The organism is Bacillus sp. FJAT-29814 (genome assembly GCF_001510715.1).
GTDB lineage: Bacteria > Bacillota > Bacilli > Bacillales > Cytobacillaceae > Neobacillus.
This window is the reverse complement of record NZ_LMTJ01000012.1, coordinates 83,230-103,890: the sequence shown is the minus strand read 5'-3', so window position 1 is coordinate 103,890 and position 20,661 is coordinate 83,230. Positions and strand designations below refer to the sequence as shown.

The 20,661-nt window shown below is 38.5% G+C and carries 21 protein-coding genes; 4 read left to right on the top strand and 17 right to left on the bottom strand.

The features are described 5' to 3' along the window. Position 1: 1 nt before the first annotated feature. From AR334_RS25730 to AR334_RS25715, 4 genes are all read right to left on the bottom strand, one after another. Positions 2-298 carry a BMC domain-containing protein gene (locus AR334_RS25730; protein WP_066320845.1) on the bottom strand — a complete coding sequence of 99 codons (297 nt, stop codon included), beginning with the start codon at positions 296-298 and terminating at the stop codon, positions 2-4. A 21-nt stretch (positions 299-319) separates the two neighbouring features. Further along, positions 320-586: a hypothetical protein gene (locus AR334_RS25725; protein ID WP_066320844.1), complete on the bottom strand. Its 267-nt coding sequence runs from the start codon at positions 584-586 to the stop codon at positions 320-322. A gap of 30 nt (positions 587-616) precedes the next feature. Next, positions 617-1,732: a hypothetical protein gene (locus tag AR334_RS25720; protein WP_066320837.1), complete on the bottom strand. Its 1,116-nt coding sequence runs from the start codon at positions 1,730-1,732 to the stop codon at positions 617-619. 269 nt (positions 1,733-2,001) lie between these two features. Further along, positions 2,002-2,916, bottom strand: coding sequence for a choline kinase family protein (locus AR334_RS25715; RefSeq protein ID WP_066320833.1), 915 nt, complete (start codon positions 2,914-2,916; stop codon positions 2,002-2,004). 249 nt (positions 2,917-3,165) lie between these two features. On the opposite strand from AR334_RS25715, the gene AR334_RS25710 reads away from it, so the two are divergent. Further along, positions 3,166-4,320, top strand: coding sequence for a 1-propanol dehydrogenase PduQ (locus AR334_RS25710; protein ID WP_066320831.1), 1,155 nt, complete (start codon positions 3,166-3,168; stop codon positions 4,318-4,320). Positions 4,321-4,358: 38 nt separating this feature from the next. Here AR334_RS25710 and AR334_RS25705 read toward each other — a convergent pair whose 3' ends face one another. Next, positions 4,359-5,162: a helix-turn-helix domain-containing protein gene (locus tag AR334_RS25705; protein ID WP_066320828.1), complete on the bottom strand. Its 804-nt coding sequence runs from the start codon at positions 5,160-5,162 to the stop codon at positions 4,359-4,361. A 1-nt stretch (position 5,163) separates the two neighbouring features. Further along, a complete protein-coding gene (locus AR334_RS25700; protein WP_066320826.1) occupies positions 5,164-6,366 on the bottom strand; it encodes a histidine kinase in 1,203 nt (400 codons plus the stop codon). 422 nt (positions 6,367-6,788) lie between these two features. Between AR334_RS25700 and AR334_RS25695 the strand changes: the two genes are divergently transcribed. Further along, entirely contained in the window at positions 6,789-7,100 is a 312-nt protein-coding gene (locus AR334_RS25695; RefSeq protein ID WP_066320824.1) for a helix-turn-helix domain-containing protein, read from the top strand. A 156-nt stretch (positions 7,101-7,256) separates the two neighbouring features. Here the strand turns inward: AR334_RS25695 and AR334_RS25690 are convergent, their stop codons facing one another. From AR334_RS25690 to cdaS, 4 genes are all read right to left on the bottom strand, one after another. Further along, positions 7,257-7,889, bottom strand: a complete 633-nt coding sequence (locus AR334_RS25690; protein ID WP_066320817.1) for an FMN-dependent NADH-azoreductase — start codon at positions 7,887-7,889, stop codon at positions 7,257-7,259. A 361-nt stretch (positions 7,890-8,250) separates the two neighbouring features. Next, the gene (gene wrbA / locus AR334_RS25685) at positions 8,251-8,862 is read right to left on the bottom strand and encodes an NAD(P)H:quinone oxidoreductase (RefSeq protein WP_066321032.1); all 612 of its coding nucleotides are present in this window, start codon (positions 8,860-8,862) and stop codon (positions 8,251-8,253) included. 300 nt (positions 8,863-9,162) lie between these two features. Next, complete coding sequence (spxA, locus tag AR334_RS25680; RefSeq protein WP_066320810.1) at positions 9,163-9,567, bottom strand: transcriptional regulator SpxA; 405 nt, start codon at positions 9,565-9,567, stop codon at positions 9,163-9,165. 190 nt (positions 9,568-9,757) lie between these two features. Then, the gene (gene cdaS / locus AR334_RS25675) at positions 9,758-10,381 is read right to left on the bottom strand and encodes a sporulation-specific diadenylate cyclase CdaS (RefSeq protein WP_066320805.1); all 624 of its coding nucleotides are present in this window, start codon (positions 10,379-10,381) and stop codon (positions 9,758-9,760) included. 234 nt (positions 10,382-10,615) lie between these two features. On the opposite strand from cdaS, the gene AR334_RS25670 reads away from it, so the two are divergent. After that, positions 10,616-11,110, top strand: coding sequence for a hypothetical protein (locus AR334_RS25670; RefSeq protein WP_066320800.1), 495 nt, complete (start codon positions 10,616-10,618; stop codon positions 11,108-11,110). A gap of 119 nt (positions 11,111-11,229) precedes the next feature. Here AR334_RS25670 and AR334_RS25665 read toward each other — a convergent pair whose 3' ends face one another. From AR334_RS25665 to AR334_RS25635, 7 genes are all read right to left on the bottom strand, one after another. Further along, the gene (locus AR334_RS25665) at positions 11,230-12,567 is read right to left on the bottom strand and encodes a glucose-6-phosphate isomerase (protein WP_066320798.1); all 1,338 of its coding nucleotides are present in this window, start codon (positions 12,565-12,567) and stop codon (positions 11,230-11,232) included. 82 nt (positions 12,568-12,649) lie between these two features. After that, positions 12,650-13,309 carry a fructose-6-phosphate aldolase gene (gene fsa / locus AR334_RS25660; protein WP_066320793.1) on the bottom strand — a complete coding sequence of 220 codons (660 nt, stop codon included), beginning with the start codon at positions 13,307-13,309 and terminating at the stop codon, positions 12,650-12,652. Between the two features lie 37 nt (positions 13,310-13,346). Continuing rightward, positions 13,347-14,240, bottom strand: coding sequence for a phosphogluconate dehydrogenase (NAD(+)-dependent, decarboxylating) (gene gnd, locus AR334_RS25655; RefSeq protein ID WP_066320792.1), 894 nt, complete (start codon positions 14,238-14,240; stop codon positions 13,347-13,349). A gap of 35 nt (positions 14,241-14,275) precedes the next feature. After that, complete coding sequence (gene tkt, locus AR334_RS25650; protein WP_066320791.1) at positions 14,276-16,270, bottom strand: transketolase; 1,995 nt, start codon at positions 16,268-16,270, stop codon at positions 14,276-14,278. 22 nt (positions 16,271-16,292) lie between these two features. Next, the gene (gene zwf, locus AR334_RS25645) at positions 16,293-17,795 is read right to left on the bottom strand and encodes a glucose-6-phosphate dehydrogenase (RefSeq protein WP_066320790.1); all 1,503 of its coding nucleotides are present in this window, start codon (positions 17,793-17,795) and stop codon (positions 16,293-16,295) included. Positions 17,796-17,821: 26 nt separating this feature from the next. Then, the gene (rpiA, locus tag AR334_RS25640) at positions 17,822-18,493 is read right to left on the bottom strand and encodes a ribose-5-phosphate isomerase RpiA (RefSeq protein WP_066320787.1); all 672 of its coding nucleotides are present in this window, start codon (positions 18,491-18,493) and stop codon (positions 17,822-17,824) included. A gap of 41 nt (positions 18,494-18,534) precedes the next feature. Continuing rightward, on the bottom strand, positions 18,535-18,669 hold the full coding sequence (locus tag AR334_RS25635) for a BA3454 family stress response protein (protein WP_066320784.1): 135 nt from the start codon (positions 18,667-18,669) through the stop codon (positions 18,535-18,537). A 524-nt stretch (positions 18,670-19,193) separates the two neighbouring features. On the opposite strand from AR334_RS25635, the gene hpaB reads away from it, so the two are divergent. Beyond that, positions 19,194-20,654: a 4-hydroxyphenylacetate 3-monooxygenase, oxygenase component gene (hpaB, locus tag AR334_RS25630; RefSeq protein ID WP_066320780.1), complete on the top strand. Its 1,461-nt coding sequence runs from the start codon at positions 19,194-19,196 to the stop codon at positions 20,652-20,654. Positions 20,655-20,661: the final 7 nt, after the last annotated feature.

The following is a 20,661-nucleotide window of genomic DNA, read 5'->3' as shown; positions in this document are numbered from 1 at the left end:
CTTATTTATCGACGTCATATAATGAAACGATGTCACCAACACTCCTGATTGGGCGCGGCATTACATTGTGAGCCGTTAATTTGCCAATTGCAGCAGCAGCGGCAGCCCCCGCTTCTACAGCTTCCCTGACTGCAGCCACATCCCCCTTTACCATGATGGTAACGAGCGTGGAGCCGACATTTTCATACGATACCAATTCAACATTAGCTGCCTTCAGCATTTTATCTGCCGCCTCAATTGCCGGCACCATACCAACTGTCTCGACAAGTCCTAATGCTTCTTCACCTTGATACCTCATCGTATCTCCCCCAAAGGTTGATCAATCTTTAATGTATTTATTAATGGTGTTTGCACCGTCTTCATGAGCATGGTAATAAATTCTTAAAAGGCCAGCCGCATCCATTTCAAATCTTGATTCTTCAATAAGTCCATTTGCTTCGGCCGTCATTAATGACGAAATGACATCTTTTCGATTTAGGGCCCTGAACTTTCCATATTCCCCTTTTAACGCTTCGATCACGTCTTCTGCACAAGCTTCATCGACTCGTGTAAAGTGTTTTAAAATAGCATAGTTAAGTGGGTTCAAGATTTATCTCCTCCTTTGCCAATCAAACAATTAGCTGGCAATTTTTTGGTCATCCATTTGTTTCCCTTTTTTGAATAGGTCGAGAGGGTTCATGGCGATTAATAAGATACCAAATACCATTACTACCGCAGCAATCCAGGCAATAGGGGGAATGGACCACCCATCCATACCGAAAATAACACCAAGGACGATCCAGCAGCAGAATGGTCCCCAGAAGGAATATGTCCCATTACAAGCCATGCCAAGAGCGGCACCACACATACTGTTCCCTCGATACCAACTCATATAAGAAAGCCATGCACAAAAACCACCGATTGCAATCCAAATCATCGCTGGACCGCTAGAAAATGCCTGAACAGCAAGATCAACGGAAAGACCGACATCGCCAGCTAGTAACCCAAAAATTGGGATTAGAATGATTAAGTTTGAAACACCTGAAATGACCTGGCGGATTGTAATGCTAATTTCATAATCAATCATCGATGTGCCATAGCCGGCAACGCAGCCTTCAAAGCCCCAGCCCAGAGCCGCAATAAATGCGATACAGATTCCTAGGAACATCCCTTTTGGCGCATCGCCGCCAATGCTTGTGCTGCCAATCATGAAGCTGGCAATAACACAAATGGCAATCCCAAGCATCATTCGTTTGTTTAATTGCTGTTTGAACAGCAGTCTGCCTAGAATTGCGCCAATTGCCGGGCAAAGTGCCGTTATTGGAATAACGATGGAACCCGCCATTTGAAGTCCGACAACATAAGCAGTACTAGAGATCGGTCCTCCGACGAGTGCTGCTAAAATCATCACTTGACCAGGCTTGGTTTTAAGCGTTCTAAAGAAATCTCCCATTTTTCCTTTTACGCCAACATTAAGCAGTGCCCAGCCAGCGCTCGTGGTATCATTGACTGCACTGCCCAGTGCACCAAGCAAATAGGTGATCACAAATGCAGATAAGACCGTTTTTGCCCCATACCAGTCAGCCCAAACGCCCTTAGACATCCCCAATGTCAGGAATGCGGAATAGAAACCGTACATCAAGCCTGAGAATAAAGCGATTACAATTCCCTTTTTAAAAAATTGTGAAGCTACCTTCTTCTTAGCAGCAACTGCTAGTGAATCAGAATAAGTTGATCCCGTCACAGCGTTCATTCGCAAAACTCCTTTGTAAAATTTATTTTTACGATTTATGAATTGCATCTTTATCTTAATTGATGGAAGCGGTTTATCATGGTATCTAGGGAAGTTTTTACTGGATAATTTCCATCTGTATTTTTGGCGGATTGTACAATCGTTACTTATTCGCATGTAATTTACGTCCATAAATTCGCCACAAATCTTGTAAAATTTCCATAATAAAAGAGAATGTTCCATATGAAGGGGTTAACCCTAATGAAACATCCTCATTAATCGCAGTTTATTTAATTATTCACTATGCTGGAGATGGAATATTGAGATAAATGTTTGATTATTTCCATATTTTTACGGAACCGTTCGTACCTAAAATAACAATAGTCTAGAAAGTCATCGCCATTGTAATGCCGGATGAGTGCCCAGACTGTCCAAAGCAAATCCTGTGCCAGCATGAAGCCTTTTATTTTTACAATCTCTTCGTGTTGCGGATAATCGCCATAGTAGTCCACAAGAAAATCCTTTATCGGTTCTTCGCCTAGTTTAGATTCAAGAATATAGGCAGCAATATCCCATGCAGGGTCGTTCATACCAGAATATTCCCAGTCAATCAGAAATGCTTCATCTTTATCATTTAATAGTATATTCTCTGGTACTGGGTCGTTATGGCATGGAAGAAAAAAGGTTTGTTTTATATTTTGTTCAAAAAAACACAGTAGGTCTCTCTTCATACTTTGATAATCATAGAAAAAGTCGCCGTTAAGCTCCTTGACAATCTGCTCATATTTGGCTAGTTCAATCTTCCAATCAAAGAAATTAGAAAAATGCTTTTCGCTCAAATGAGTTTTTTTCAACAAACTGGAGACAGCTGTTAAATTTTCTGACTTACTAGGATTACTAACTGCTACGTTTTGGCTGTTTATTATATAGGCACTGATTTTAATCCCGCTGATTTCATCAAAATACACACATTGTGAATTTAGACCAAGTTCCGAGGCAATTCGGTTGTTAACTTTTTCAATCCTTCGGTCTATCATCTGGTTCGTCATTCCGCCCGGCTGCCGGATAATATACTCTGATCCTTTTATATTCATAATGTAGTTATAATTGGTAAGTCCGCCGGCAAAACGGGATTTGTCATAGATAAGATCTTCGTCGTTAAAAATGCTCCGCAATTTGCTCTGAACTATATCTTCTATTTTCATATATTATTCCACCAGTGCACATTTAATTGTTAGTAAAAGTATAATTTCATTAAAATGGGAGGTCAATAAACCTCTGTGAATAAATTGGTAAAATTACCTTTATAAATAGCGATTGTTCAAGAAAAAAGAATTAGTACCATTTTTATTATAAAAATGCTCCGAGAGTACTATAATATCTGGCAAATCTTCAATCTTCGGGTTTTCGTTCCATGATATTGTTAACATGGATTATTGTTATAAAGCCGAAGAATGGGGGTATCTACCATAGAAGATCAGTTTTTTCTTAAAACCAAAGTATATTTTAGCCGGGATTCGTTGAAATCACTGAAACAAGTTAAAGGGTCGAGGGCATTTATTGTTTCCGATTCTATTATGGAATCACTCGGATACTTGCAGCAGGTTGTAGATTACTTGAATGATGCCGGAATCAGCTCCACCATTTTCACAGGGGTCCGCCCTGATCCCGATGTTTCGCTAATTGCTGATGGACTGAAGCTTTACGGAGATTGCGGCGCCGATGTCCTAGTGGCCATCGGCGGCGGATCAGCTATTGATTCAGCGAAAGGAATCCTTTATTTCGCCTGGAAGTTTGGCGCTATCGAAGGGGCAGAAATCAAAAAACCGCTCTTTATTGCCATACCTTCCACTAGCGGTACCGGTTCTGAAGTGACCGACTTTTCCGTCATTACCTCAAATGGCGAAAAGGTAGTTGTGGTTGATGAGTTTATCGCTCCAGACATGGCCATCCTTGATTCAACCTGTATCCAGCATGTCCCCCAGCGTGTAGTCGCAGATACAGGAATGGATGTTTTGGTTCACGCCATCGAGGCCTATGTTTCCACGAAGGCAACTGATTTTACCGATGCCCTTGCAGAAAAGGCAATCAAACTGATTTTTGAAAATCTCGAAACACTCTACAAAGATCCGAAAAATGATATTGCCCGCGATCACGTCCTGAATGCTTCTTGTTTAGCGGGTATGGCATTTACTAATACCGGTCTTGGTATTAATCACAGCCTTGCCCATGCCTTTGGCGGCACTTTTCACATTTCCCATGGCCGTTCGAATGCACTATTGCTCAATGCGGTGATTGAATACAATGCCGATTTACATGGAAGCTTGGGGGAATATGCCGCCAATCGCTATGCTAAACTTGCCACAGTCCTGCAGCTACCAGCGAGAACGAAACGTGAGGGAACCGTAAATCTCATACAAGCAATCAAACGCTTGAAAAAATCCCTTGGAGTCGAGGATAAAATTAGGGACCTTGGCATTGAACAAACTGAATTTACAAATGCATTGGATCATATGATTGAATCAGCGCTGCTAGACCGCTGTACCCCGTCAAATCCAAGGGTGCCTGCTAAAGAAGATTTAAAACATATTTTTAAAAAGTGTTATTAAAAAAATTCCCCACTGTAGCCTTTACGGTGGGGAGTTTTTTAACCGTTCACGCTTGCCCCAAGAGAGGAATCATTTTGGTTCAAAGCGTGGACGGATTTTCGATAGTTTTGCGGTGTCATATTCATCTTGGCACAGAAAACTCTATTAAAATAGGACGGGTCCGAGAAGCCGCATTCAAGGGAAATCCGATAAGCCTGATAATTGGTTGTTTCAAGCAGTCTGCAGGCATATTGTATTCTCAGTTGAATAATATAATCAGTGAACGGAATCCCCATTTCTTTCTTGAAGACATGGCTAAAATACTTTGGATTCACAAACACCTTGGTGGCGACCGTTTCCAAGGTTAACTTTTCTCGAAAATTTGCGCCAATATATTTAATCGCTTCTTCGATAAAATGAGAGTGTTCATGGTCATTTGTTTCCGGTTTACCTACTTCCGCCTTTTCATCGCTCACATCTTGTTCAATAACCGAAACTGTTTTCAACATTTTGCTCAGTACCGCTGTAATCGCAATCGGTTTTACAGGTTTTAACAGATATTCAAAAACTCGCAAACTAATGGCCTTCTGCGCGTAAGAAAAATCGGAATAAGCTGATAGAATGCTTATGCACGACTGAGGCAAGAATTTTCTAATTTCCTGAATTGCGCTTAGTCCATCGATATCAGGAATCATTAAATCCATAAAAATAATATTCGGCCGATACTGCTTGGCCATCCTGACAGCCTCGACTCCGCTATCTGCAGTCAGCAGAATATCCTCGGGCTGAAGTCCATCACGAACAACCATTGTCAAGAACTCCCGTTCAAGCATTTCATCTTCTACAATCAAGACAACGTTCATTTTAGGACCTCCCAGTTATTTGGGTGGGAATCTTGATGGCGACGGTACTTCCACTAAAATCAGATTTTACAATCTCTAAGCCATAACATTCTCCATAATTTTGTTTTAAGCGCTTATCAGTGCTTCGGAACCCCAGCCCCGACTTATTTTCAGACTGTTTGATTCTTTCGAGGACATCCCTTGGGAAACCGTTTCCATTATCTTCAACAGTAATAATGACTTCCTCATCCGTTTCGTGGGCAATTATATTTATTTTTCCCCCATCACGTCTAGGTGTAATACCGTGAATAAGGGCGTTTTCAACAATTGGTTGGATGACCATATTCGGGATTCTGTAAGCCTTAATGTTTTCAGGAACATCAATTGTGTACTCCAGACGGTTTTTAAAGCGGGCTTTTTGGATATACAGATATTTCATAATGTTATCTATTTCAGAACCGATGGTGTGAAGTTGATCGTCCTGCTTCAAATTGTAACGCAGCAAGTCGGACAGGTAGTAAATCAATTCCTCTGTTTTATGAGAATGTTCAAAATAAGCAATACGGGCAATACAGTTCAAGGTATTAAACAAAAAATGCGGATTGACGACAAGCGACATGTTTTTCGCTTCTAGGTCAATAATCTTTTTCTCCAGCATTTCCTTTTCGATTGATAATCTGGCTACAGCGGAATCTGCATGATTTTTGGTGCTCTCAGTCAGGTCAATGGTTATGTTTTTGGCAATGTGACTACATAACTGCTCATGTACCTTCATTTTATTTTCATCAACTGTTTTCAAAGAGGCAATGGATTTGGCGATAAACTCCAATTCCGTGTTTGTTTCTTCCCTTAGGGCTTGGACATCAATCATAAATTTTTGGTATTCGGTGTCCTGTGAATAAGCCTTCATTCCCGAAACAAACCCTACCGTTTCGTCATGCTTTTTGATCGGTATAAAGATATTATGCAAGCCATAATGGCAAGTAAAACGGCCCTCCTCCCCCTTATCCGAGTTAAAGCGACTCTTGTAGTCGGGGCAAATCTTCTGACCGCCTTGCTTTTTGCAATATGTACAAAAATCCGGAGCTGGGATTAACTCATGCATGACTTGACCATCTGTATTGACCAAAACTAAAGGAATATCTGACAGAGATAAGATTCCACTATAGCGGGCATATAAGCTCGTAGGACTCAATTCTTTTAGAGGGTTTTCAGTTAGATTCATCTTATTAGTACACCTCCCGCTATGAAATGAATTAGATATTGATGAAGAGAAATTGCAATCTGCTCCTCCTCATGAGAATAACAATTCTATTATACTGACTACTCAACTGGATTTTTTGCTATAAAAAAGAATTTTTTGTGTAAATATTTTCTTCAAAAAGGAAAACAACCTGTCCAAATTTAATTCAAACAAAAATAAAAGAAGTTGTCTAACATAGAACAACCTCTTTTTCAACCAAGTAACTTTATATAACCAGCATTAGTTTTTATATATAATATGTGACAAATTCATGAACGAATAAGTATAAACTTTGTTTGCTTGGTAATTATATTCCAGTAAGTGCTTTTATTTATCTTTAGTATTTGCTATTATAAATATAAGGTTATTATTAATAACCAAGGAACCATTTGAGGTGTTTATATATGGATACGGAAAATAAATTATGCAGCAAAGTTGAAGAGTGCTACCATATTATGGGGAAGAAATGGATGGGTTTGATTGTTCATACTTTAATGGAGGAACCAAAAAGATTCAGTGAAATCCATTCTTCTATACCAGATTTAAGTAAAAGAGTATTAAATGAACGTATGAAAGAGCTTGAGGATCATGGAATTGTGTTAAGAAATGTCATTGCAGATCGTCCTGTACGGACCGAATATTCATTAACCAAAAAAGGGACCGAACTCGGGCGATCGCTTAAAGTTTTAGAACAATGGGCAGATAAATGGCTTTAATGATGGTGAAAATTCAAAAACTCTTCGTTTATCCGCTATCATATAAGCTGTCTGCCACTATAAACATCCTTTCTGTTTTAGAACTAAATATAATAAATAAAGGAGCTTGGCTACCAAGCTCCTTTATTTTTAGCTAATATTGTTTATTTCATTATACTAAACAGCTACTGCTGATAATTTCTTTGCTGCTTCTTTTACTTTTTCTAATCCTTCGGCAATAATGGTTTCAGCTTGAGCCGGCATTGCAGCATGTCCTTCGATAATAACTTCGTCTACGATTTCCATACCGAATACGCCGCCTACCACGTTTTTAATATAATTTGCCGCCATTTCCATTGGTGCTGCTTCAGGAGTTGAGTAAACGCCGCCGCGAGCGCTTAGGATGATTGCTTTTTTGTGTGTCATTAATTGAACTGCTTGACCATTTTCATCGTATTTAAAAGTGAAACCAGCTTGATATACGTAATCAATAAATGTTTGTAATGGGGCCGGGATTGTTAAATTCCATAACGGGAATGCGAATACAACTAAGTCTGCTGCGGTAAGAGCATCCATTGCTTTTTGTTTTGCAGCAAGAAGACGTTTTTCTAAATCAGTCAATTCTTCGCCTTTTTCAACTTTGCCGAAAGCGTTGAATAAATCTTGGCCAAAGTAAGGCATATCTTCAGCGAAAACATCGAAAGTTGTGACATTCACTCCTTCTAAGTTTTCCATAAAAGTTTCGTACATTTTACTTGATACAGCCTGCGAAGCTGGACGATTGTTTGCTTTAACTACTAAAACATTCATATATATATTACTCCTTTTTAGCTGAAATTTTATTATTATCAAATACAATATCTCGAATTAATAATATATTAATACAGTATTATTGTCAATGAAACCCACATAGTAGTTATTTCCTGTTTTTTTATTTATAGCTGATAAAAAAGTCTGTGGAATAATAGTCCCATAAGACTATTTCATTATTCTCAAAAAAAGCTCATCGTTGAGTTGGATCGGACGTTTTGTAATCATCAATAATCAATAGAATTTTTTCCGCGAGTCAAAAATTTACTATTTCAATATAATAGTTATACCAAGTTTTTTCGGTTCTTCCAGAAAATAATAAAAACTAATCGAAAGGTCCGATTAGTTTTTGATTATCGTTTTATTGATTCGCTTTTTTTACCCATTCAGCAACTGTAACAGTACGCTTTGCTTGATGTTTAACAGCCCCTTGAACATCTTCAATCATTTTACCATCTTGATCTACAGAAACACTTGTTCCATATGGGTTACCACCAGCCCCAAATAGTACTGGGTCTGTATAACCAGGAGGAACAATAATCGCACCCCAGTGCATCATTGAAGTGTACAATGATAAGATAGTTGCTTCCTGGCCGCCATGTGGGTTTTGTGCAGATGTCATGGCACTTACTACTTTATTGACTGTTTTACCAGTCGCCCACAACCCGCCTTGGGTATCAAGGAATTGCTTCATTTGTGATGGCATGTTCCCAAAACGAGTTGGAACACTAAATATAATGGCATCTGCCCATTCAATGTCAGCAGATGTTGCGACTGGAACGTCTTTAGTAGCCTCAACAGTAGCTTTCCATACTTCATTTCCCGCGATAACGGATTCAGGCGCTAATTCTTGTACTTTTAATACCTTTACTTCAGCACCGGCTTCTTTCGCACCTTCTTCTGCCCATCTCGACAGTTGGTAGTTTGTTCCACCCATGCTGTAAAAGATTACTGCTAATTTTACATTTGTCATTTTTTCTGTCTCCTTTTCGGTAGATTTTCCAAATAATTTGGATAAGAAACCCATTATTAATGCACCACCTAAGTTATTATTTCTTAATTTGAAGGTAATATTCATTATTAAGCTGCTAATGTTATTTCTTGGACTCATTTGAATCCTTGTGAAAAATCAATTGGTTAACTGATAATAGTTTGCTTCAATTGTTCAAGGTTAATACCACGGATTATCATATCTCGAATTCAAGGTAATAGAGATACACATCAATAATTTGGTTAATATCAATTGTATTCCTATCTGGTAGACACACAGACCTTATTGAACTTCTTCCAATAAGCTATATACTTCATCTAGTTGGATTATACGCATATTACGTGGTAAAAAGCTCCGTATCTCTTCTTCGTTAAACCCAACTTGCAATCTTTTTTCGTCAAGGATTAATGGTTTTCTTAATAGCCCAGGATTTTCCTCGATCATCGTATACAATTCATGAAGGGACAGAGAGTCGATATCAATATTTAGCTCCTTGAAAGCTTTTGACTTAGTAGAGATAATTTCATCAGTGCCATCTTCTGTAAAGTAAAGGATATTCTTTATCTCATCTAATGTAAGTTTATCAGAAAGGATATTTCTTTCTTTGTAAGGAATTTGATGTTCATCAAACCAAGCTTTTGCTCTTCGGCATGAAGTACAACTAGGTGATAAATATAAAGTTACCATCATTAACACTCCCTTGGTGTTTTTTAGTCAGTTCGACTTAAATTAATTAACTTTCCCGTATATCTCAAATTAAAATATCTCGAAATTAGGATATTTTTATTATATATCAACCTTTACTTTTGTCAACCTAAATATTAAATAGTATCACCACTTTATGAAATTGGATTTCTACCCTATAATTCCTTTTAGCTTAGAACTTAATCGGGTTTCTTGTGTTTATCGGATATAGTCTCCCATCTAACGCAAATGATATTTTCCCCGTTTCTTCAGAAACGACAAGAGCAAGTGCATCGCTTTTTTCGGATATGCCAAGTGCCGCCCGATGACGTGTTCCAAGTTTCTTTTCCCCTGTTACAATGGTTGTCAGCGGAAGGACATTGGCTGCCGAGACGACTGTATTTCCTCTTATTAAAACTGCACCATCATGTAATGGGTTCCCTGGGTAAAAAATCGATTCCAATAATTTGGGTGTTACAAGAGCTCCTATTGTTGTTCCCTTTTGTATAATCGAGTCAATAGGATCGCCACGTTCAACTACAATGAGTGCACCATGGTTTTGTTTTGATAAATACTGTACCGCTTGAGATAAAACCTCGTATGTATCAGTAAAGGATGATAAATAGCAATTTAAATAGAAGGAAGCTGCAATCGATTCAATTTTTATTAGTTGCTCTTTTACATCCTCCAGACCTCCTAATACACAGTAATTTTCGTTTCCTAACACCATTAAATTGGATTGGAGTAAATCAATAATTTGTCTGATACCATCCTCTAAATTCTGCTTTAATGGCGAAAAATCACAATTACTCTCCATGTAGAAATTCCTCCAAAATTTTTTTGACTCCAGAGTAGTTCTTATAATTTTGTATACTATTACATATTAGAAATAGTATTAGTTTGGTGTTTAAAAATTATAGATGGACATTCCCAATAATTTTCAAGCAACTTTAATTGATTTATCCGCCTATAAACACTATAATGTAATTAGGTTACTAAAAGTATACACATTACTTTTTATAAACAAATCAATAGAAACGAGGTATGAAAAGTGAAAATGTTAGAATCAAAAGTAATTCAAACTAGGTATGAAAAAGAAATTTTTATAGATGAAAAACCAAACATTGAAATTAACGGGTTTCGTTCTCTTAATAAGAACACACCTTTTTATGAATTTATGATTGGCCTTGATTTAATGCGGATTCGGAATAATGAGTATTATGGATATAAGAAAAGTTTTATTCGCATCAGAATTTCGGAGGATTTACAATCTCTTTTCGTACTAGAACCCGATTTACAAAGTATCTTCGCAGGCAAAAATACGCAGGAAAAAGAAGCAGCCATTGAATTGATTCATTACCTATTAGTTGATTCTCAAACTTTTAAACAAGTGGTATCAGATATGATAGGCAGCCTAAGAAAAGTAAATGTTGTAAACAGTTTAGAAATAAAGGAATTAAAGATTAAATTAGATGTGCTAGAAAGATTATTAAATGTTAATGAGGAAGATATTAAATTCACGATTCGAATGGAAAATATAGCTTAGTTTTTTGACAAAGGAGAAAAGCCCCATCATAACTGACTTTTCTCCTTTTTAGTATGTGTAATATTTCATACTTCAAGGAAAAGCAACCTTATTTGTGACAAGGTTGCTTTCTATTTCTATTATTTAGAAATGCGTTTTCGTAATTTTTTCCTTTCTTCTTCGTATCCAGGTTTTCCAAGTAGTGCAAACATGTTCTTCTTATATGCCTCTACTCCTGGTTGGTCAAAAGGATTTACTCCCATTAGCAAGCCGCTGATTCCACATGCCTTCTCAAAGAAATAAACCATTTCACCGAAGGTATATTCATTTAATTGATCCAGCTCGACAGATAAGTTAGGAACTCCTCCATCCACATGGGCTAAAACTGTACCTTGAGCGGCATTCTTATTAACATAGTTCATTGTCTTCCCCGCTAAATAATTTAATCCATCAAGGTCCTTATCCTCTATCCTTAGAGTAATATCTACTTTAGGTTCTCTTACAGAAAACACGGTTTCAATCAGTTCACGGCGACCTTCTTGCACATATTGTCCCATGGAGTGAAGGTCCGTTGTAAAATCGACAGAAGCAGGATAGAGACCTTTTTGATCCTTCCCTTCACTCTCACCAAATAACTGTTTCCACCATTCAGATACATAATGAAGGGATGGTTCAAAGTTCACCAATAGCTCGATTGATTTACCTTTCCGGTAAAGGGCATTCCTGACTGCCGCGTACTGATAACTCTGGTTTTCTTCCAAGTTTGGGTTATTGTACTTATCCGCCGCAGCCACAGCACCTGCCATCATTTTACCAATATCTAGGCCAGCGGTTGCAATCGGCAATAAACCTACTGCGGTTAACACGGAGTATCTGCCGCCAACATCATCAGGAATCACAAAGGTTTCATATCCTTCTTCATCCGCAAGGGTTTTTAAGGCCCCTTTAGATCGATCTGTTGTCGCATATATACGTTTCCGAGCTTCTTCTTTACCATACCTTTTCTCCATATATTCACGGAAAATACGGAACGCAATCGCAGGCTCGGTTGTGGTACCTGATTTAGAGATTACATTGACGGAAATATCTTTGTCCTTCAGCACGTCAAATAAGTGAGAAATATAAGTAGCACTGATATTTTGTCCGGCAAAATAAATCTCTGTTTTGTCATCCATTTGGTTATGGAAAGTATGAGACAATGCTTCAATGGCTGCTCTTGCACCAAGATAAGAGCCTCCGATTCCGATGACGATTAGAGCATCGGAATTACTGCGAATTCTTTCTGCTGCTGCTTTGATACGCGCAAATTCTTCTTTATCGTGGTTATACGGTAAATCCACCCATCCAAGATAATCAGAACCTGGTCCTTTTTTCTCGTGAAGCATTTCATGTGCAGTTTTTACAAATTCACTTAAATAATCAACTTCATGCTGTTGCATAAACGCTAATGCATTTGAATAATCAAAAGTAATTGACATACAATTGTTCTCCTCACCGGTTTATTTTTGTTATGTAAGGGCGCTAACTTTCCCTTGGCTAACGCCCTTAGATTTCAATTTTTTATACGGTCTTCCAGTCAGCAGCAAATTTCTCTAGTCCCTGGTCGGTCAGCGGATGTTTTGCCAATTGCTCAATGACCTTAAATGGAATTGTTGCTATATGTGCTCCTGCCAACGCAACACGGGTTACATGGTCCGGATGTCGAACAGATGCTGCAATGATTTGTGTATCTAGATTTTGAATCCGGAACAATTCAGCAATTTTTGCGACAAGCTGTACTCCATCTTCATTAATGTCATCTAAACGGCCTAAGAATGGGGATACATAGGTAGCTCCTGCACGTGCTGCCAGTAATGCCTGGTTTACACTAAAAATCAGTGTAACATTTGTTTTAACACCTTTTTTGGTTAAATAACGGCAAGCCTCTAATCCATCCAATGTCATTGGCAGTTTAATGGTAATGTTCTTGTCTCCGCCATTTATTGTTATTAGTTCATTTGCCTCGGCAATCATTTGATCAGCTGTTAGGGCATTAGGTGTTACTTCAGCAGAAACAGACTCAACCTCTGGGACCGCAGTTAGGATTTCTGCAATGCGGTCTTCAAATTTAACTCCTTCTTTTGCCACTAATGAAGGGTTGGTTGTAACACCCGATAAGACACCAATTTTATATGCTTTTTTAATGTCATCTAAGTTTGCAGTATCAATAAAAAATTTCATTTTCGCTTTCCTCCATTTTGTTATAAATTCGGTTTTTTTAATTCTTTACAACCGCATGTCCGCCAAATTCATTTCGTAATGCGGCTACTACTTTACCTGTAAAGGTATCATTTTCTAAAGATCGGTAACGCATTAATAAAGACATTGCAATAACTGGAGTGGCAGTTTGTAAATCTAAAGCTGTTTCTACAGTCCATTTTCCTTCCCCTGATGAGTGCATGATTCCTTTGATTTCATCTAATTTTGCATCTTTTGAAAATGCATTTTCTGTTAATTCCATTAACCATGAACGAATAACAGAACCATTGTTCCAAACTCTTGCTACCTTTTCGTAATCATAATCGAATTCACTCTTCTCAAGCACTTCAAAGCCTTCACCTATAGCAGCCATCATGGCATACTCTATGCCATTGTGAACCATTTTTAAGAAGTGTCCGCTGCCTGCTTTGCCAGCATATAAGAAACCATTTTCTACTGCTGTATCTTTAAAAATTGGTTGAACGATTTCCCATGCTTCAGGATCACCGCCAATCATATAACATGCACCATTACGGGCACCCTCCATGCCGCCCGAGGTACCTGCATCCATAAATCTGACACCAATTTTTTTTAATTCATTGTAACGGCGAATGGATTCCTTATAATGAGAATTACCCGCTTCGATAACAATATCACCTTTGTCCAAAAATGGGATTATCTCACCTATGACTGGATCAACAACAGCATGCGGAACCATAATCCAGATAATTCTAGGTTTTTCTAAAGACTCAACAAGTTCTTGATAGCTTGATACACCAACTGCTCCATATTTCTTCATTTCTTTCACAGCATTAGGGTTAACATCAAATGCTACGACTTCGTGGTTTTGATCCATTAAATTTTGTCCTAAATTAAAACCCATTTTCCCTAAACCAATTAATCCAACCTTCATTGTGATTTCCTCCTCTACTTTAATGTTTCTCTTTTTTAAGAATTCAAAAGACTTTTCGTCAGTTGAATTAAATTGTCGGTCGTAAATCCGAACTGTTCCATAACTGAAGCACCATCTCCTGACGCTCCAAATGATTCGATGGATAACACTTTTCCTTTAAATCCAACAAAACGCTCCCATCCCAGTGAGATTCCCATTTCAATCGCCACTCGTTTTGTAATGGAAGAAGGAAGTACCGATTCTTTATATTCAGCAGATTGCTGATTAAACAACTCCCAGCTTGGCATTGCAACGATCCGAACCGATCGATTTTCTTTTTCGAGCTCGGCTTTTGCTCTGACAGCTAATGAAACTTCAGAGCCGGTAGCAATCAAAATAACCTCTGGTGTGGAATTAGTTTCAGCCAATACATAAGCTCCCTTAGAAACATTCTCCAAATTCGCTTTTGTTTCGTTATACACTGGCAGGTTTTGGCGGCTTAAAATCAATGCTACTGGGCCATCCGTTTGTTGAAGTGCGTAGGCCCATGCACTTGCCGTTTCATTTGCGTCAGTAGGCCTAATAACTGTTAATCCAGGTATAGACCGGAGTGCTACCAAATGTTCAACCGGTTCATGTGTAGGTCCATCCTCACCAACCGCAATGGAATCATGTGTAAATACATAAATGACAGGCAGCTTTGATAATGCTGCCAAACGGATTGACGGACGAAGATAATCATTAAAGACAAAAAATGTACTAACAAAAGGTTTTACACCGCCATGATAGGCCATTCCATTGGCTGCAGCTCCCATGGCATGTTCACGGACTCCAAAGTAAACATTACGTGCACCGTATGATTCAACTGCGTAAATTTGTTCCCCTTTAATGTCCGTCATTGTAGAACCTGAAAGGTCTGCACTTCCCCCAAAAATCGCTGGAACAGATTTTACAAAATGATTGATGGCTTCTCCACTGGCAACGCGCGTCGAAACAGCTTTTCCTGTATCAAAAGTTAATATATCTTTTGCGTCGATTAGGACTTTTCCATCTATAGCACTTGTCAATTGATTGGCTAATTCAGGAAATTTCCGCTTATAGGATTCGAATAAGTTCATCCAGCTTTGTTCAGCATCGTTCCCCTTACGCTTTAATTGTTCAAAATGGGCTTTTACTTCCTCTGGAACATAGAAATCTTCCTCATAAAGCCAGTTATAGGCTTGCTTTGTCGCTTTCCCTTCTTCCACTCCCAGTGGTGCACCATGTGCTTTATTTGTTCCAGCTACCTTCGGACTTCCATATCCAATTATCGTTCTGACTTCAATCAAACTTGGCTGATTTGTATTTTGTTTGGCGGCTTCAATTGCTTCAGAAATGGCGTCGATGTCATTTCCATCTTCCACTTTTACATAGTGCCAATGTGCTGATTCTGCTCTTTTCTCAATGTTTTCGGAAAAAGAAACGTTCAATTCACCATCAAGAGATATATCGTTTGAATCATATAATACAATCAGTTTTCCTAGTTTCATGTGGCCAGCCATTGACATCGCTTCATAAGAAATACCCTCCATTAAGTCACCGTCCCCAACTAACGCATAGGTGTAGTGATCAATAATCGGATGTCCTTCTTTATTAAACTTTGCTGCTAAATGCGCTTCTGCCATCGCCATCCCAACAGCATTCGCAATCCCTTGGCCTAATGGACCTGTTGTTGCTTCCACACCTGGAGTATGACCGAATTCAGGATGTCCCGGCGTTCTGCTATTCAATTTTCGAAAGTTTTTCAAATCATCGATTGTGACATTGTAGCCAGTTAAATGCAGCATGCTGTACAGCAAGCTTGACCCATGGCCCGCAGATAAAACAAACCGGTCACGGTTAAACCATTTCGGGTTTTCAGGGTTGTGTTGAAGGTGTTTGGCCCATAATGCATATGTCATTGGTGCTGCCCCCATCGGGAGACCCGGATGACCAGAATTGGCTGCATTAATAGCATCAATCGATAACGTTCTAATTGTCGTAACGGCTAGATTTTCAATTGTTTGTGACAAAAGTTTTTCCTCCTCAAACTTCTTAGTAGTGTAGGACCTTATCATTAAGTTCTTGAATTGGTTCATCGAGCCACCATTTAAAGCCATTTTCCAATAGTAAGCAATCAGCAGCTATAGGACCATTTGAGCCTGAACGATATTCATATAGAGGTAGTTGATTCGCTTCAAATGCATTGAGAATTGGCTGTACCCATTCCCATGACAACTCAACTTCCTTCCAATGCGCGAAGAAGGTAGAATCTCCGTTAAACGCATCATAAATAAGTCTTTCATATGCTTCAGGAACTCCCATTTCTGTTTGTCCATTAGCAAGATTAATCCAAACAGGTTCTACTTTTCCATTGTTCAATGGGTTTTTAATGTTTAATTGAAAAGATATATTTTCATTTGGATTGATTTCAATCACCAATAAGTTAGGATTTATTTGAGTATTTTTATATTCATGGTTCTGATTATTTTTAAATTCGATGACGATCCGCGTTGATTTTTCCTTCATTCTCTTTCCAGTACGGATGTAAAAAGGAACCCCTGTCCATGACGGATGATCGATCCACAAAAGAGCAGCAACAAAGGTATCTGTGGTGGTAGAAGGATCTACCCCAGGCTCTTCTAGATATCCAGGAACTTCTTGTCCATTTACCTCTCCTAAAATGTATTGGCCGCGAACAATATCATTTTGAACATCTTCCTCTTTTATGGGCCTTAGTGACTCCATGATCTTTCGCTTTTCAATTCGAATTTCCGCTGCACTTATATTTTCAGGTGTATCCATCGCGGTCATCATCAGTATTTGCAGCATATGGTTTTGAACCATATCACGGATGGCTCCGGCGTGGTCGTAATAACCAGCTCTTTTTTCTACCCCAACCGTTTCACTTGCTGTAATTTGGACATTAGCTATATGTTCCTTATTCCAAATGAACTGTAGAATCGGGTTGGCATAAGACAAGGCTTCAAGATTTTGAACCATTGGTTTACCTAAGTAATGGTCGATGCGATAGATTTCCTCTTCCTCAAAGGCACGGCTTAGTTTTTCATTCAGTTCTCTAGCTGATTGGAGATCATGACCAAATGGCTTTTCAATAATTAGTCTTTTCCAGCCGGTTGTCTGTCCCAGTCCACTATTTTTTATATTCAAGGCAATCGTGTCAAAAAACTCTGGTGCAACCGAAAGATAAAACATCCGATTTTCGGCTAATTTTAGCTCCTCTTCACGCTGCATCACTAACTGAAGTAAAGTTTGAAAATCTTCTTTCCGATTAACATCCAACTTACTGTAGCGAAAGTAATCCAAAAATTCTCCCATACTTGCTGCATCATGTTCTAGGCGGCGTGAAAAGTCTAAAATAGAGTCCTTCACTTTGTCTTGGAAATCTTGCTGAGAAAGTTCCCCTCTACCAAGTCCGATAATAGAAATGGACTGTGGCAATTTTTGATCAACATACAAATTGTATAGAGCAGGGAAGATTTTTCGCTTAGCTAAATCCCCTGTTGCACCAAATAAGACAAATGTCATAGTTTCCATTTTTATTTCCCCCATGTTCGTATTTTCTAGCCCCGGACTTTCGCGATGATGTTTTGATGACAATCGATTGTGATGACACTGTCTGCCATTCCGACAAATAATCCATTATCCACAACGCCCGGTATCAAATTTAGCTCCCTCTCCAATATTTTTGGATCCTTTATTTTTGTAAAAATACCATCAATAATATAGTTTCCGTTATCTGTGAGAAAAGGGATCCCATCTTTTTGTCGCAGCTTTGGACTTCCCCCAAGCTCCAGGATGTGCTTCATGGTCATTTCATATCCAAATCGCACTACTTCTATCGGCAGTGGAAAAGTTCCTAATGCCTCCACTATTTTGTTTGAGTCTGCGACGACAATAAAGGTCTCAGCTGCTTTTGCGATGATTTTCTCTCTTAAAAGGGCCCCGCCTCCCCCTTTAATGAGATTTAACTCAGAATCTACTTCATCTGCTCCATCAATGGCCACATCAATTTTCTCAATCTCATTGATCGAAATTAGGGGAATTCCAAGTTCAGTCGCTAATTTTTTCGTGTGTTCAGAAGTAGGAACTCCTTTTATGGAAAATCCTTGTTGAACTAATTCCCCAAGTTTTGAAATGGTATAGAAAACAGTCGTGCCAGTTCCTAATCCAACTACCATCCCTTCTCTCACATAATCAACTGCTTTTTCTCCAACTTTCTTCTTTTCATTCAAGGCCTTTTACCCCTTTCCATTAAGGTCTGGAGATTGCCTTATTAATTTAACCATTGTTTTTTAATTTGCTCTTGTGCGATATTTAAAATCTGTTTTTCAGGTGTGTCTTTTTTAACAATTACATTAGTTAGATAATTTCTTCCTTTGTAACTAAGCTTTACAGTTACTTCAATCATAATTGTCACTCCTACCTATTTTATTTAATTTATTTAGTTATTTTATTTCATCTAGTAACTTTTAATAACCTAGGTTACTTTATGTATTCATAATACCTTTTGACGAAATTACCGTCAAGAAAACTATCTCGAATTTGAGATAATAAATATATTTACTACTATAAAATAAAAATAGGGAGATAAATCAAACTCGATTTATCTCCCTATTTAATAACTGAAACTTATCATAATACAAATTCAACTTGACCCAATTGTTTTAAATATCACTTCCTTAGAAAGAGGGATTGAACAGTGAATTTCCGTGCCTTTATTCAACTCTGATTGTATAGTTAACGACCCGTGTAGAAATCTTAACTATAAAAATTTAAAGTCATATCAAGAAGTGAAGGATGGCTAAATCTGAGGAGGAAAAAGGACAGAATCATTATTACATCATGTGCCCAAAATTTGTCCGTGTACAAACAAATTACCAACCTATTCAATAAAATGAGAGTAACATTGAATTTCAATTTGGAGTGGTTCTATTGGGTGCTATTAATGGAAGGGAATTCGTAGGGCGGATTGATCAGTTAAACAAAGAAATTTGGTTGGATGGGAAACGGATAGAAGGCAAATTATCCATGCATCCTGCATTCAAAGGGCTTATTAGAACAAAAGCATCCCTGTACGATTTACAGGATGCTCCAGAGTATAAAGACAAATTAACCTATACTTCTGAAGAAACGGGGGTGCCAATCGGGGTTTCTTTTCTGCAACCAAAAACAAAGGAAGACCTAAAAAAACGAAGAAGTGCAAGTGAGATATGGGCGAAGCACACGAATGGAATGATGGGAAGAAGTCCGGATTATATGAATACAGTCTTAATGGCATTCGCCTCATCGGCATCCATCTTGGAGGGTAAAGAAAATTGCTTTCCGGAGAACATTCAATCGCTTTATAACCGGGCAAAAGACAACGATTTATGTTTTACCCATACCTTCGTCTCTCCACAGGTTAATCGAGCCTTAATCAATCTTCAGATCTCAAAAGAACCCATATCAGCAAGAGTAGTCGACAAAACAGAACATGGCCTGATCATTAAAGGTGCCCGTCTATTGGCAACCCAAGGCGGTGTAACCGATGAGGTACTTGTTTATTCCACAGGCGGAATAATCGAGGAGGCGGAAGCTTTTGCCTTTTCGATCCCTTCCGATACAAAGGGTTTAAAATTTATTTGCCGGGAGTCCTTTGTGGGGGGGGATTCTTCCTTTGATCATCCATTGAGTTCACGGTTTGAGGAGATGGATACAATACTGGTGTTTGATCATGTATTGGTGCCATGGGAGCGGGTGTTTTTTTACGGTAACCCTGAAGCGGCAAATGACTTTATGCTGCAAAGCTCATTTCATCATCATGCAACACACCAAGTGATTACAAGGCAAGTTGTCAAAACGGAATTTTTACTGGGTCTTACTGACCTGCTTGCCAAAACGATTAATGTATACGGTTATCAACAAATTCAGGAAAAAATATCGGAAATTATCATCGGCCTTGAATCCATGAAGGCACTTTTAGCGAAGGCAGAAAATGATGCGGAATTGGATGAATGGGGAACTATGGTGCCTAGTATTATTCCACTCAAGGTTGCTAGCAACCTATTTCCAAAAATATATCCGAGATTTGTAGAAATCATACAACTAATCGGTGCTAGCGGCATGATCACACTACCAACAGAAAACGACTTTTCCTCGCCTATCAAACCGGATTTGGATGTATATCTTCAAGGAACAAATCTAAACGCCGAAGAGCGTGTCCAACTTTTTCGATTGACCTGGGATATGACAATGAGCCCGTTCGGTACCAGGCAAACTCAATACGAGCGTTACTTTTTCGGAGACCCTGTCAGAATGGCCAGTCATTTATACCAAAGCTATCCAAAAGATGAATTTTGCGATCGTATTTCCGAATTTTTAAATTTATCCAATGAAAAAAGCGATCAAAACTGATCGCTTT